Below are 13,532 nucleotides of genomic sequence, written 5' to 3'. Positions count from 1 at the left end.
CGGCAGCACAGCGGGCGCGTACCCGTCCGACCCACATTGCCCACGGCCCCTCTTCCCATTCGGCGTGATCATTCCGTCCCGGCGGGCAGCCGATTTCCCCATGTGTTCCGATTCGACGCCATTCCCCTCACCCACCAGAGAATTCAACGGGGCGGACGAACACGTGAAATTCAGGTTTCTCACGCACCGAGGAACACGGAAAAGGCAAATGCAGCCGTCCCGATGACAGCGGCGTCCACGACGGGAGGACAGAAATCCACAGCGGAGGGGTCCGCGCGCACGTTTTCCCCGCTCGCCCATGGAGAAATCCGGGCCGATCGGGAGCGCTCCCCCGGCAGGGTTTCAGCCGCCCGCAGCCGCCTCGGACAGCGCGGTCACCCCACCCGACGGTCCGCCGGCGCCGCACGCCGACGGGGTCATGACCCTCCGCCGGGACCCGGCCGGCCTGCGTTCGCGACGGACGCATATGCAAATTCTTTGCCCCACCCCGATCGCGGCCGGTCGGCCACCGCATTCCGGGGCACCCATTCGCCACGATGCACAATCCGGTGCCGTACGCCCCACCCCGCCGAACCCTCGACCCACAGCCGCCCGGCGGCCCAACATCCCTGTACCTAGGGCGATACGGGCCCGCCGAATCGGCAGGGCCGGAACCGGAATTCCCTGCCCCGCAGGAGCTGGATTCTCCGCAATCGAAGCCCGCCGCCCGCCAATCCGCCGAGACGGTCCTTCAACCGGTTCCGTTTGCACTCCGTCACATGAGTAACCGCCCGGCAGTCCGCCGGGTCGGACGCTGCCGCCGCGGTTCCGGCAGGCGAGCCACCCGGACGGCCGGGGCTTTTGTATCCGTCGCGTATCACCCGGCGCTCGGCTTCCGATCGAACCGCGCACCCGGCCCCCGACCGCACCCGCCGTGCCCGGTGCCTCCCGTATCGTTCCTTTCGGGTCGCCGGCCGCGTGGGGGTTCACGCCCGGAGCGGCATGTCGCCCGGCCCGTACGAACAGGAGTCCCGCCCGTGTCCTCGTCCGCCCCGGCCCCGGAATCTCAGCCTCCGGTCCGTGTGCTGCTGGTCGAGGACGACGACCTGATGCGCCGGTCCTTCGCCGTCGCCCTGGAGCGCTACGGCTACCGGGTCACGGCCGCGGCCGACGGCCTCACCGGACTGGAGCACTTCCGCGACGACGAGGGCTTCGACCTGCTGATCCTGGACGTGATGCTGCCCGGCCTCGACGGGATCGGCCTGTGCCGCAGGGTCCGGGAGAGCAGCCTGGTGCCGGTCCTGATGATGTCCGCCCGCGGCGACGGCCTCGATGTCGTTGCCGGCCTGGAGGCCGGCGCCGACGACTACGTGGTCAAGCCCGTGGAGACGAACGTCCTCGTGGCACGCATCCGCTCGCTGCTGCGCCGGGCGTCCTACGCGCCCGCCGCGGGCGGCGAGAGCGCCGCCGGCCGCGAGGACGGCGTACTGGTCTTCGGGGACCTGACCGTCGACACCGCCGGGATGGAGGTGTCGGTCTGCGGCAGCCCGGTGGCGCTCACGCCCACCGAGCTGAAGCTGCTGCTGGAGTTCGCGGCCCACCCGGGCATCGTGCTGGAGCGGCACACCCTGCTGCGCAACGTCTGGGAGTACGGCTGGGACGGCGACAGCCGGGTCGTGGACCTGGCCGTGCAGCGGCTGCGCAGAAAACTGGGCCGGGAGCGGATCGAGACGGTCCGCGGCTTCGGCTACAAGCTCAGGCGCTGAGCACGGTGCGCCTGCTGCCCCGGCCGTGGTGGCCGGCCCGTGTCCCCCTGCGCTGGAAGATCGCCGCGCTGGCGGCGGCCACGGCCTGCCTGGTCGCCCTGACGGTGGGCGTACTCGTCCACCTCTGGACCGCCGGGGACATCCGCGACCGCGCCGAGATGGAGGCCACCAACTCGGTGTACTCCGCCATGGACGTCTACCGGCGCACCGGAACCCTGGCGGGCGGCGCCGAGCTCGATCCGGCCGAGCTGCCGGCCGTCCTGCGCCACCCGTCCGACGGCGACCGCCGGGTGGCCTACGACGGGCACGTCGAAGGGAACCTGGGGCCGAGCGTCTGGGGCGCCCAGCGGGTCGACGGGCCGGGCAGCCCGATGCTGGCCGTGCGGATCAACATGAGCCCGCAACTCCACGACCTGCGAAGGCTCGACGCGAGCATGGCGGTGGCCTCCCTCGTCTCGCTCGCGGCGGCCCTGCCCCTGGCGGTCTACGGGGCCGGGCTGGTCGCCCGCCGGCTGCGCCGGGTCGCCGAGACCGCGGCCCGGATCTCCGGCGGGGACCTGGACGCCCGCACCGGCGCCCGCACCGACGGGGGCGAGGATCACGCCCGCGGCCGCGACGAGGTGACCGACATCGCCGCCACCGTCGACCTCATGGCCGACAGCCTGGGCCGACGCCTGCGCATCGAGCGGCAGTTCACCGCGGACGTGGCCCACGAGCTGCGCACCCCGGTCGGCGGTCTGCTGGCCGCCGCCGACCTGCTGCCGCCCGGCGAGACGGAGGACCTGCTGCGGGCCCGCGTCCGCGATCTGCGCGGCCTCGTCGAGGACCTGCTGGAGATCTCCCGGCTGGACGCGGGCGCCGAGGCGCCGGTACCCGCCCGGGTCCCGCTCGCCGCGGTGGTCCGCGAGGCGGTGGCCCGTACCGGCCTCAACACGGAGGTGGAGACCGGGGAACGGGGTGGACCCGGGGAGTCCGAAGGATCCGGGGACTTCGGGGGATCCGGGGAGTCCGGGGACCCCGTGGAGACCGACCCGCGCCGCCTGGAGCGGATCGTCGGCAATCTGGTCGTCAACGCCCACCGGCACGGACGGACCCCGGTGCGCGTCACCGTGGCGGGCCGGACCGTCGTCGTCCGCGACCACGGCCCCGGCTTTCCCGCCGACCTGCTGCTGGACGGCCCGCGGCGCTTCCGTACCGGCGCCACCGAGCGCGGCACGGGGCACGGCCTCGGCCTGACCATCGCCCTGGGACAGGCCCGGGTGCTCGGCGCCGAACTGCGCCTGGACAACGCCCCGGACGGCGGCGCCGTCGCCACCCTGCGTCTGCCGCTCTGACCGACCGGCGCCGGCAGCCCCCGTACACAACTGCTGCGCAACGGCGCGCAGTCCGATACACGGCGGCCCGGGCCCGGATACGTCCGCCCGACAGCCTTCGGCGTGCACCCCTTTCGCACCGCACCCGAAGTGGAGTCCCCCGTGACCGTGAACGTGAGCGCCGACCCGTTCCCCGCACACCCGGCGCCCGGCATCGCCGCGTCCACCACCGACCTGTCGAAGGTCTACGGCAGCGGCGACACCCGGGTGGTGGCGCTGGAGCGCGTCAGCGTCTCCTTCCGGGAGGCCGAGTTCACCGCGATCATGGGCCCTTCCGGCTGCGGCAAGTCCACCCTCATGCACTGCGCCGCGGGCCTCGACTCCGTAAGCTCCGGCTCCGTCCGCATCGGCACCACCGAGCTGGGCGGCCTGGGCGACCGGCAGCTGACCGAGCTGCGCCGGGACCGGGTGGGCTTCATCTTCCAGGCCTTCAACCTGCTGCCCACGCTGACCGCGCTGGAGAACATCACCCTGCCGCTGTCCATCGCCGGACGCCGCCCCGACCGGCAGTGGCTCGAGCGCGTGGTGTCCATGGTCGGCCTCTCCGAGCGCCTGGACCACCGGCCCGGACAGCTCTCCGGCGGGCAGCAGCAGCGCGTCGCGGTGGCCCGGGCCCTGGTCACCCGGCCCGCGATCGTCTTCGGTGACGAACCCACCGGGAACCTCGACTCCCGGGCCGGGGCGGAGGTACTCGGCTTCCTCCGCGACTCCGTGCGCGAGCTGGGTCAGACGGTGGTCATGGTGACGCACGACCCGGTCGCCGCCGGCTTCGCCGACCGTGTCGTGTTCCTCTCCGACGGCCGCCTGGTCGACGAGATGGTGCGCCCCACCCCGGACCGGGTCCTGGACCGGATGAAGCAGTTCGACACCCGCGCACGCACGAGCTGACGCACAACGCAGCGCGCCGTCCCGCCCCCTCCCGCCCTCCCGAAAGCCGTCCACCCATGCTGAAAACAGCCCTGCGCAACGTCCTGGCGCACAAGGCCCGGCTGCTGATGACGGTGCTCGCCGTCACCCTCGGCGTCGCCTTCGTCTGCGGCACCCTCGTCTTCGCGGACTCCTCCACCGCCGCCCACCGGGCCGCCGTGTCGAAGAACTACGCCGACATCGCCGTCTCCGTGACCCCGAAGGACCTGCCGCCCGGCGCTGCCGGGTCCCCCGCCGCCGCCCCCGACGAACACGCCACCGTGCTCGACGACGCACTGGCCCGCACGCTGGCCGCCCTGCCCGGCGTCGCCGCCGTACGGCCCTCCGCCGACGGCCTGGCCACCCTGAACGCCTCGGACGGCTCCCCGCTGCGCACCGGCAGGATCTGGGCGCACCGGGCGGCCGCGTACGTCCCCGGACCCGACGGCAAGGACGGCCGCCACCCGCTGACCGAGGGCCGCGCCCCCCGCACCGGCGACGAGGTCGCCGTGGACAGCGGCACCGCCGCCGACGGCGGCTTCCACATCGGCGACCGGATCACCCTGGCCACCGACGGCCCGACCATGACGAAGCGGCTCGTCGGCATCGTCACCACCGCGGACACCCGGGTGACCGCCGGCGGCACGCTCACCCTGTTCGACCGGGCCACCGCACAGCAGCTGTTCGCCTCCCCGGGCCGCTACACCTCCATCGACCTGTCCGCCGTACCCGGCACCGACGCGGCCGAACTCTCCCGGCGGGTCGCCGCCGTGCTCCCCGCCGACCGGGCCGAGGCCACCACCGGCAGCGCCCTGGCCGCCCAGCAGTCCGTCTTCGTCGACACGATCACCCGCGGCAACGAGAAGCTGTCGCTGGTCTTCGCCGGGGTCGCCCTGTTCATCGGGTCTTTCCTCATCGTCAACACCTTCACCATGCTCGTCGCCCGGCGCACCCGCGAGATCGCCCTGCTGCGCGCGATCGGTGCCACGCGCCGCCAGGTCGTCCGCTCCCTCCTCTGGGAGGCCGCCCTGCTCGGCCTCTTCGCGTCGGCCCTCGGCTTCGTGCTCGGTCTCGGGATCGCCTCCGCACTGCCGGAGTTGCTGAGCACCACCCAGGAGGAACTGCCCCGCGGCCCCCTGGTGATCGGCCCGCTCCCCGTGGTGGCCGCGCTCGCCGTCGGGGTGGGCGTCACCGTGCTCGCCGCGTGGCTGCCGTCCCGCAGGGCGGCGCGGATCGCCCCGGTCGAGGCCATGCGCACGGCCGGACAGCCGCCCACGGCCACCGCGTCCCGGGTCCGCGGCGCGGCCGGGGGTCTCCTGCTCGTGCTGGGCGCCGGGCTGCTGCTGTCGCTCTCGGGGGCGAAGGACGCCTCCGAGGGGAACCTGCAGAGCGCGATGTTCGGCTGCGCCCTGCTCGTCGTCGCCGTGATCGTGCTGGCGCCGCTGCTCGCCGTCCCCGTGATCGGGCTGAGCGGGCGGCTGACCGGCCTCCTCGGCATCGCCGGCCGCCTGGCCCACCGCAACGCGCTGCGCGACCCGCGGCGCACCGCCGCCACCGCCTCCGCGCTGATGGTCAGCACCGCTCTGGTCGCCGGGCTCGCCGTGATCGGCCACTCCACCGGCCGGGCCCTCGACCGGCAGGCCGCGGCCGGGCTCAGCGCCGACTACGTGATCAGCACCCACACCTCGACCACCGGCATCGACCCGGCCGCCGTGCAGCGGGTGGCCGAGACCCCCGGGGTGCGGACGGCCACCGCCGTCAGCGACTCCACGCTCTTCATCGGCGGGGGCGTCCGCCAGATCTCCGGCGTCGACCCCGCCGCGGCCGCGTCCGTCATGAAGCTCGACTTCGTCAGCGGCTCCCTGAAGGACCTCGGCCCCGGCCGCATCGCCCTCTCCCGCACCCTCGCCCGCGAGAGCGGCGTGAGCACCGGCGGGTACGTCAACGCCCGTACCGGCGGCCCCGGCCAGGACCTCACCCCGTACACGGTCGTCGGCGTCTACGAGGACAACCCCACCGCCCGGGACGCCCTGGGAGTGCGCGCCGAGGTCGGGCGGAGCGGCTTCGACCCCGGTTCCGTCCAGCGCGTCCTCGTCCGCGCCGACAGCGCCGCCACCAAGGACCGGCTGCGCACCGCGACGGGCAACAATCCGCTGCTCGAGGTGCAGGACCGGGACGAGTTGGTCCAGGAGGCCGCCGGCTCCCTGAGCACCCTGCTGACCCTGACGTACGGCCTGCTCGCCCTCGGCGGTGTGATCGCCGTCCTCGGCATCATGAACACCCTGGCCATGTCCGTCTCGGACCGCACCCGCGAGATCGGTGTGCTGCGCTCCATCGGCATGGACCGCGCCGGCATCCGCCGGATGATTCGCCTGGAGTCCCTGACCGTGGCCGCCTTCGGCACCCTCCTGGGCCTGGCGGCGGGCCTGTTCGGGGCCTGGACGGTCGGCGCCCTGACCAACGGGGCGCTGAAGGACTACTCCCTGGCCCTCCCCTGGGACACCCTCCTCCTGCTCCTCCTGGTCTCCCTCACCACGGGCACGGTGGCCGCCGCCCTCCCGGCCCGCCACGCGGCGGCCCTGAGCCCCCTGGAGGCGGTGGCCGAGCAGTGACCACCTCGCCTCTCAGGGCGGGTCCTCGTAGAGGGCGGCCATCGCGGCGGCGCGGCGGCGCAGGGCGGTGCGCAGGGACCGCGGGGCGACGGCTTCCGCGTCGGCGCCGAGCTGCCACAGGGCCCATTCCGCGTGGCGTGCGTCCTGGAAGGTCAGCTCCAGCCGCAGCCGGCCGTCCCCGTCGGCCTCCTCGGCGCGGACGGCCACGGCCGTGTCCAGCAGGTCCTCCCGCCGCGCCGGGTCCACCCGTACCAGCACCGTGATGTGGTCCTCGCCGAGGAACCGCGCGGAGCGTTCCCGCCAGATCCGGTCCAGGTCGACCCGGCCGGGCCGCTGCGCCGGTTCGGGGAGTTCCTCGGCGGCCAGCACCCGCGACAGCCGGTAGGTGCGGTCGGCGCCGTCCCGCGTCGCCAGCAAGTAGCCCCGGTCGCGTACGGTGACCAGCCCGATCGGGTCCACCGTGCGCCACTGCGGTGCCCGGTCCGCGGCCGCGTAGTGGATGCGCAGCCGGTGTCCGGCGAGCACCGCGCGCCGGATCTCGCTCATCGCGGCGCCGGGTACCTCGTCGGTGGCCGTTCGGCGTGCGAGCAGGTCGGTCTCGGGGTCGACGAGGAACCGCCCGGCCGCGTCGCTCGCGGTGGCCCGGTGACTCTCGGGGAGCGCGTCGACCACCTTCCGCAGGGCCGAGGCCAGCGCCGGGCCGAGGCCGAACACCTGCTCGCCGCGGACCGGTCCGGCGGCCAGCAGGGCGAGGGCCTCGTCGTGGTTCAGGCCGGTGAGCTCGGTCCGGAAGCCGGGCATCAGCGCGAACCCGCCGTGCCGGCCGCGTTCGGCGTAGACCGGGACGCCGGCCGTGGACAGCGCGTCGATGTCGCGCAGCACGGTACGGGTGGACACCCCCAGCTCGCGGGCGAGCGTGTCCGCGGTCAGCCGACCGTGCCGGCGCAGCAGGAGCACCAGCGAAACCAGCCGGTCGGCGCGCATGCGCGAACTTTATCGAAATACACGACAGAGGGTGTCGTGAATCGTTGGGAGGCTCACCACCACGACGTCCGACGAAACGAACGGAGCTGATGGGGCGATGGAGCGAACGGCGGTCAACCCGGTGAAGTGGTCGGTGGAGCTGGGGTTCAACCAGGGCGAACTGGTCTCCGGGGACACCCGGACCCTGTACGTCTCGGGCCAGACCGCGATGGGCCCCGACGGCACGCCACGGCACGAGGGGAACATGGCGGCCCAGTTGGCGCTCAGCATCGACAACCTGGAGGCCGTACTCGGCGAGGCCGACATGTCCCTGGCGAACCTGGTCCGCCTCAACGTGTACACGACCGACGTGGATCTGCTCTTCCGGCACTACGGCGACCTGGCGGCCCGCCTGGGCGCCGCCCGGGTGGCCCCGGCCACCACGATGCTCGGGGTGACCCGCCTGGCCATCCCCGGCCAGCTGGTCGAACTGGAGGCCACCGCCGTCGCCTGAGGCCGGATCGTGGCCGACCGGAGTCCTGGTGATCGCAGGACTGCTGACCAACGCCGTGAACGGCTGATCCAACAGCAGCAACGCGGCGGCGCAGCACAGAGGACCAGCCCAATGTGACGCCAACTCAAGAGCCGTACACCACGGCACATTTCAAGGGGCCGGAACAGATCAGGGGCCACAACTCGAGGTCGACCCTCCCCGATCAGGCCGGCCTCGCGGGGCCCCCGCAGGAGCTCGCGCCGACCCGACGACGGTCGCACCCGCCCCCGGGCGCGACCGTCGCCCCGTTCCCCTCCCCCACAGAGGGCGAGCGAAGAACACGAACGTCCCCACCGCCCCCTCGCCCCCAGACCTCCAGAACCCCAGGTCACGGGCATGCCCTCGCGCCGGACCCGCTCCTGCGGCAATCCGTGCGGCCTCTCCCAGCACGATCCGCTAGGCTGTCAGCGGTCAGTCGGCTACCGCGGCATTTGCCGGGACGGTGTCCGGCAAGCCCCCCGCCTTCGTAGCTCAGGGGATAGAGCACGGCTCTCCTAAAGCCGGTGTCGCAGGTTCGAATCCTGCCGAGGGCACGGACGAGGCCCCGCGGTCGGTATATCGACCGCGGGGCCTCTTCGCGTTGTGGTTTCATGGCGGGTGTGTCGCGTGGCGCCGCCTACTGAGATGTGGGCCGGGCGGTTGCTGGGCAGGCACCTGTCGTTGAAGGACCGGGCCCATGGGCATGTACGCCACCGGCTACGGGTGATCTCCCTCGGTTGTTTCGCTGCCGTCGCACGCACACACACCGTGAGGAATCCACACTCCGTGTCATCGTTCAATCACACCGTCATCGAAGAGTTCAGGGCGAACGCCGGCCACGTCGGCGGGCCCTTCGCAGGGTCCGAGCTGATCCTGCTCACCACCACCGGAGCCAGGTCCGGGAAGCCGCACACCGTCCCGCTCGGGTTCGTCCGCGAGGACGGCCGGCTGCTCGTCGTCGCGTCCGCCGCCGGGGCCGATCGGCATCCCGCCTGGTACCACAACCTGCTCGCGCGGCCCCTGGTACAGGTCGAGACCGGCGCCGAGGAGTACGAGGCCGTCGCCGTCCCCGCCGAAGGGGCACGGCGTGACGAGCTGTTCGCGCACGTCGTCCGCGCGGAGCCCGGGTACGGGGAGTACCAGGAGCGCACCCGCCGGGTGCTTCCCGTCGTCGAGCTCCGCCGCACGCACGAGGTGCCCTCCGGGGAGGGCGGGATCGCCGGGAAGCTGCTCGACGTGCACGGCTGGCTGCGGGCGCAGCTGGCCCTCGTACGGGACCTCGCGCGCGAGGAGCCGCAGGGCGGCGGCGGGAGGGCCTCGCTCGGGCTGCAACTGCGGCAGCACTGCCTGGCGTTCTGCCACTCGCTGGAGTTCCACCACCGCAGCGAGGACGCCGGTCTCTTCCCCTACCTGGAACAACAGCACCCGCACATGGGGGAGTTCTTCCGCCGGATCGGCGCCGAGCACGCCGCGATCGCCCGGCTCCAGGACGAGCTGGTACGCGCCCTGGACGCGCCCGGCACCGGTTTCAGCGAGCGGGTGGAGCGGATGAGCCGGGAGCTGGAGGCGCATCTCGACGGTGAGGAGGCGCAGTTGCTCCCGGTGCTGCGGGCCCTGGGAGCGTGACGCGGGCCTCGGCGCCGCCCGCCTCCCGGTTGCGGAAGGTGAGGGTGGCGCCGAGGATCCGCGCCTGGCCGGCGGCGATGGTCAGGCCCAGCCCGTGGCCCTTGCCGGTGCCCTCCGTACGGAACCGCTGCGGGCCGGTGGTCAGCAGGTACTCGGGATAGCCGGGGCCCGAGTCCGTCACGGTCAGGGTCCGGCCGTCGACCGTGAGCGCGACCGGGGGCGCGCCGTGCCGGTGCGCGTTGGCCACGAGGTTGCCCAGGATCCGCTCCAGGCGGCGGTGGTCGGTGTCCACCCGCAGGGAGCCGCGCGAACCCCGCACTTCCAGGGCCGTGTCGGTGCCGGAGGCGCGGATCGTGCGCGACGCCAGGTCGGCCAGGTCGTGCGAGTCCAGCTCGACGCGCTCGCTGCGGGTCTCCAGCCGGGAGATCTCCAGCAGGTCCTCGGTCAGCGAGCGCATCGCCCGCACCCGGTCCCGTACGAGCTCGGCCGGGCGGCCCGGCGGCAGCAGCTCGGCGGCCGCGTTCAGGCCGGTCAGCGGGGTGCGCAGCTCGTGGGCCACGTCCGCCGTGAACCGCTGCTCGGCTTCGAGCTTGCCCTGCAACGACGCGGCCATGGTGTCCAGGGCCCGGGAGACGGCCGCCACCTCGTCCTTGCTGCGCGTGCTGTCGGCCACCCGCGCGTCCAGGTCGCCGGCGCTGATCCGGCGGGCCACCTGCGCGGTCAGGTGCAGCCGCCGGGTGATCCGGGTGACGACGAACGCGCCGATGAGGAGGGTGCCGCCGATGGCGAGCCCGGAGGAGCCGAGGATGGCCCGGTCCAGTTCGTCGATGGTCCGCTCGCTGGCGCGGAAGTCCACGGAGACGGCTATCGCCGTGCCCTGGGCGGCCGGGCCCGCCGCCCACATCACGGGGCGGCCGCGGTGCCGGCCGACGGCGGTGCCGCGCTTGCCGCCGAGGGCCAGGGCGCGCAGCTCCGGGGGCAGGCCCGGCGGGTCGACGCCCTCGCCGCGCGGCATGCGCGCGCCGGCCTCGTACGCCTCGATGGTCCGTTCCAGCCTGGTCAGTGCCTTTTCGCGGGCCGTGCCCACGGTCTGGCGGGTCATGGCGCCGTGCACGAGGCAGCCCAGCAGTGCCGCGAGGCCGCAGCACATGAGGGTGATGAAGACCGTCGCCTTCCAGGTCAGGGTAGAGGTCCAGGCGGGCAGCAGCCGCCGGCGCGGCCGCAGCCGCTCGCCGCGCTGCATGGTGTTCATGGTCAGCTCACGGTAATGCGCCCGCCCCGCCCGGTGACCGGCGGGATCCGGCCGGATCGCACGGGATCCGGCCAGATTGCGCCCGCGGCGGGGTCACGGCGCACGAAGCCCTTCCGGCCACGGCCGGAAGGGCTGCGCCATCACGGTCAGCTCAGGCCACTGGTGCGTTCGCCGATACGGTCGCCCTGCGGAGTCCCGGCCCGCTTGAGAGCGGCCTTCGTGTGCATTCCGCCCTTGACCTTGCTCCGTACCGGACCGTCGAAGCCGTGACCCGCAGAGCGTGGCGGTTGCGCCTGCTCCTGCGCCTTCGCGAGGGCGGCCCGGACATCCCGCTTCTGCTCTTTGTTCATCCCGTCGTCAACTCCTTCGGGAAGCACCCAATCGGACTACTGGGATCGTATGCATATATACGGAGCAACGCACCCGGACCGGTGTGCAAAGAATTCCGATCATGGGACCGGATCAAGGACGCGGCGGGGCCGGACGGTTCGGCTGGCCCAGCGTCTGGTGCACCAGGTCCTCCGGGCAGGGCGTCCCCCGCGGCAGCTGGTACTTCGCCGCCACCCGGTACTCCCCCGGCGCCGGCGCCAGCAGCTCCGTCCACACGTCCCCGGTGTCGTCCGGAGCGGCCTTGAACAGGCATCCCGCCGTGTTCGCGTACTGCCTGCGCAGCGCGCCGCCGTCCCCGCTGTCGCCCCGCGCCTTCGAGGCGAAGGTCTCCTGCGGCGGCGGCACCGGCTTGCCCGCCGCGTCCACCAGCCCCAGCCACGGTGAGTGCGGGATCCGCACCAGTACGCGTCCGGGCTGCTTCACGTCGACGACCAGCCGGTCGGCGCTCGCCCGCACCACCGTCGCCGGCCCCGACACCAGGTCGGTGGGATCGAGGACCTTGAAGAGCTGCCAGTTCGCGTCGCCCCACACCTGCTGGAGGTACGGCACGCCCGCGCGCACCAGCTTCGCCTCGTCCTCGCCGCCCGAGTCGGGTTTGTCGGCGGGCAGCACCACGTAGTGCACGGCCCAGCGCTCCAGCCAGGCCCGGTAGCTGTCGGCGGTGAGGGTGTCGTCGTAGAAGAGCGGATTGCGCTCCAGGTCGGCCTGCCGGTTCCAGCCGCGCGCGAGGTTCACGTACGAGGGGAAGGCGGAGGACTCGCGGTGGCTGCTGGCCGGGACCACCTCGACCCGGCCGCGGTCGGCGCCCGCCTTCTGCAACTGGTCGACGAGGGGGGCCAGCTCGCGGCTCCAGGCCGCCAGGGGTGTGGTGCGGACGATGTCGGTGATGCTGTTCGCGGTGATCCAGGCGTTCAGGCCGACGAGGGCGAGCAGCACGCCGTACCAGCGCCGCGTGCGCGGGACCTCGTACGCGAGGGCCGCGAGGAGCACGGCACCGCCGAAGAGCATCACCATCCGCGTGACGTTCGAGCCGACCTGGGAGTCGATCGCCCAGGTCAGGAAGACGCCGAGGGCGTAGACGGCCGAGGCGATGCGTACGGTCCTCCAGCGCCGCGGTACGAGGAACAGGATCAGCAGCGCGAACACGAACGGCAGCCCGGCCGAGCCGATCTTCATCGGCTGGGTCCCGGAGAACGGGAACAGCCAGGCCGACAGCCCGACCACGGCCACCGGGGCCAGCCCGAGCGCGTACGCACCCGGGCGCCGCCCGCTCAGGAACAGCGCGGCCGCGATCACCCCGAGGAAGAGGCCGGCGACGGGGCTGGCGGCGGTCGCGAGCCCGGCCAGCGGGGCCGCCACCGCAGCCTTGGCCCAGCGCCGCTCCGCCCACTTGCGGGGCCAGCAGAAGACGGCGGCGACGGCGCCGAGCGCGAACATCACGCCGAGGCCGAAGGTGACGCGGCCCGAGAGGGCGTTGCAGAGCAGGCCGTAGACCCCGGCCAGGGCGGGCCACAGCGGCTCGCGCACGGCCCCGCGGCAGCGGGTCAGGATCAGCGCGAGCAGCCCGGCCGAGACGGTGCCGGCGATCATCATCGTGGTCCGGACGCCGAGCATGTGCATGAGGTACGGCGAGACCACGCTGTACGAGACCGGGTGCATGCCGCCGTACCAGGCGAGGTTGTACGCCGAGTCGGGATGGCGGCCCACGAACTCGGCCCAGGCGTCCTGCGCGGCGAGGTCGCCGCCGCTGTTGGCGAAGCTGAAGAACCAGGCGACGTGCAGCAGCCCGGCGAGCACGGTGACCACGGCCACCGGGTGGCGCCGGGCCCGGTCCAGGACCGCCCCGACAGGGCCGCGGGTGGGCCGTATGCCGCCGGGCGGAACGGCCCCGGCGGCCCCGGCGGCCGCGGTCGCCGGGGCCGCCGGCGCGGTCGCTGCGGCAGCCGTGGTGCGGACGGCATGGCCGGGACGGGCGGACACGCCGAGGGCACCGCCGTCGGCCGACGGTGCGGCCTGCTCGCGCCGGCCCTGCTGCTCAGCGGTGGTCACTGCCGCACTCCCCAACACACACGAGTCCACACTTCCCGGCAGCCAAGACGCGGCCCGGCGCCCCGGGGTTGCCCGGGGCGCCGG

At 73.6% G+C, this 13,532-nt stretch carries 10 protein-coding genes and 1 tRNA gene; 7 read left to right on the top strand and 4 right to left on the bottom strand.

All coding sequences use genetic code 11. The features are described from left to right. Window positions 1-1,016 precede the first annotated feature (1,016 nt). The 4 genes from cseB (at window position 1,017) to B6R96_RS20680 (ending at window position 6,636) form a co-directional block, all read left to right on the top strand. Window positions 1,017-1,745 carry a two-component system response regulator CseB gene (gene cseB, locus B6R96_RS20695; RefSeq protein WP_030386308.1) on the top strand — a complete coding sequence of 243 codons (729 nt, stop codon included), beginning with the start codon at window positions 1,017-1,019 and terminating at the stop codon, window positions 1,743-1,745. Between the two features lie 5 nt (window positions 1,746-1,750). Next, window positions 1,751-3,079: a sensor histidine kinase gene (locus tag B6R96_RS20690; RefSeq protein ID WP_335755544.1), complete on the top strand. Its 1,329-nt coding sequence runs from the start codon at window positions 1,751-1,753 to the stop codon at window positions 3,077-3,079. Between the two features lie 153 nt (window positions 3,080-3,232). Continuing rightward, a complete protein-coding gene (locus B6R96_RS20685) occupies window positions 3,233-4,006 on the top strand; it encodes an ABC transporter ATP-binding protein (protein WP_081525175.1) in 774 nt (257 codons plus the stop codon). A 56-nt stretch (window positions 4,007-4,062) separates the two neighbouring features. Further along, window positions 4,063-6,636 carry an ABC transporter permease gene (locus B6R96_RS20680; RefSeq protein ID WP_081523189.1) on the top strand — a complete coding sequence of 858 codons (2,574 nt, stop codon included), beginning with the start codon at window positions 4,063-4,065 and terminating at the stop codon, window positions 6,634-6,636. Window positions 6,637-6,648: 12 nt separating this feature from the next. Here B6R96_RS20680 and B6R96_RS20675 read toward each other — a convergent pair whose 3' ends face one another. Beyond that, entirely contained in the window at window positions 6,649-7,620 is a 972-nt protein-coding gene (locus B6R96_RS20675) for a helix-turn-helix transcriptional regulator (protein WP_081523188.1), read from the bottom strand. Window positions 7,621-7,717: 97 nt separating this feature from the next. Between B6R96_RS20675 and B6R96_RS20670 the strand changes: the two genes are divergently transcribed. The 3 genes from B6R96_RS20670 (at window position 7,718) to B6R96_RS20660 (ending at window position 9,757) form a co-directional block, all read left to right on the top strand. Beyond that, window positions 7,718-8,113, top strand: a complete 396-nt coding sequence (locus tag B6R96_RS20670; protein ID WP_081523187.1) for a RidA family protein — start codon at window positions 7,718-7,720, stop codon at window positions 8,111-8,113. 499 nt (window positions 8,114-8,612) lie between these two features. After that, a tRNA-Arg gene (locus B6R96_RS20665) sits at window positions 8,613-8,685 on the top strand. Between the two features lie 232 nt (window positions 8,686-8,917). Continuing rightward, window positions 8,918-9,757 carry a nitroreductase/quinone reductase family protein gene (locus B6R96_RS20660; protein ID WP_237291469.1) on the top strand — a complete coding sequence of 280 codons (840 nt, stop codon included), beginning with the start codon at window positions 8,918-8,920 and terminating at the stop codon, window positions 9,755-9,757. Here the strand turns inward: B6R96_RS20660 and B6R96_RS20655 are convergent. The 3 genes from B6R96_RS20655 to B6R96_RS20645 form a co-directional block, all read right to left on the bottom strand. Next, window positions 9,660-11,009 carry an ATP-binding protein gene (locus tag B6R96_RS20655; RefSeq protein WP_081523185.1) on the bottom strand — a complete coding sequence of 450 codons (1,350 nt, stop codon included), beginning with the start codon at window positions 11,007-11,009 and terminating at the stop codon, window positions 9,660-9,662. The two genes, B6R96_RS20660 and B6R96_RS20655, sit on opposite strands and share 98 nt — an antisense overlap. 146 nt (window positions 11,010-11,155) lie before the next feature. Continuing rightward, on the bottom strand, window positions 11,156-11,359 hold the full coding sequence (locus tag B6R96_RS20650; RefSeq protein ID WP_221510144.1) for a hypothetical protein: 204 nt from the start codon (window positions 11,357-11,359) through the stop codon (window positions 11,156-11,158). Window positions 11,360-11,471: 112 nt separating this feature from the next. After that, window positions 11,472-13,448, bottom strand: coding sequence for an MFS transporter (locus B6R96_RS20645; RefSeq protein ID WP_443069933.1), 1,977 nt, complete (start codon window positions 13,446-13,448; stop codon window positions 11,472-11,474). Window positions 13,449-13,532 lie beyond the last annotated feature (84 nt).

The organism is Streptomyces sp. Sge12 (genome assembly GCF_002080455.1).
GTDB lineage: Bacteria > Actinomycetota > Actinomycetes > Streptomycetales > Streptomycetaceae > Streptomyces.
This window is presented reverse-complemented; position numbering and strand designations above follow the sequence as displayed.

What these genes read in the sequence shown, in the direction of transcription:
- B6R96_RS20680 (WP_081523189.1), top strand. Translation starts at nt 4,063, where the DNA reads ATGCTGAAAACAGCCCTGCGCAACGTCCTGGCGCACAAGGCCCGGCTG.
- B6R96_RS20650 (WP_221510144.1), bottom strand. Translation starts at nt 11,359, where the DNA reads ATGAACAAAGAGCAGAAGCGGGATGTCCGGGCCGCCCTCGCGAAGGCG.
- B6R96_RS20670 (WP_081523187.1), top strand. Translation starts at nt 7,718, where the DNA reads ATGGAGCGAACGGCGGTCAACCCGGTGAAGTGGTCGGTGGAGCTGGGG.
- B6R96_RS20655 (WP_081523185.1), bottom strand. Translation starts at nt 11,009, where the DNA reads ATGAACACCATGCAGCGCGGCGAGCGGCTGCGGCCGCGCCGGCGGCTG.
- B6R96_RS20675 (WP_081523188.1), bottom strand. Translation starts at nt 7,620, where the DNA reads ATGCGCGCCGACCGGCTGGTTTCGCTGGTGCTCCTGCTGCGCCGGCAC.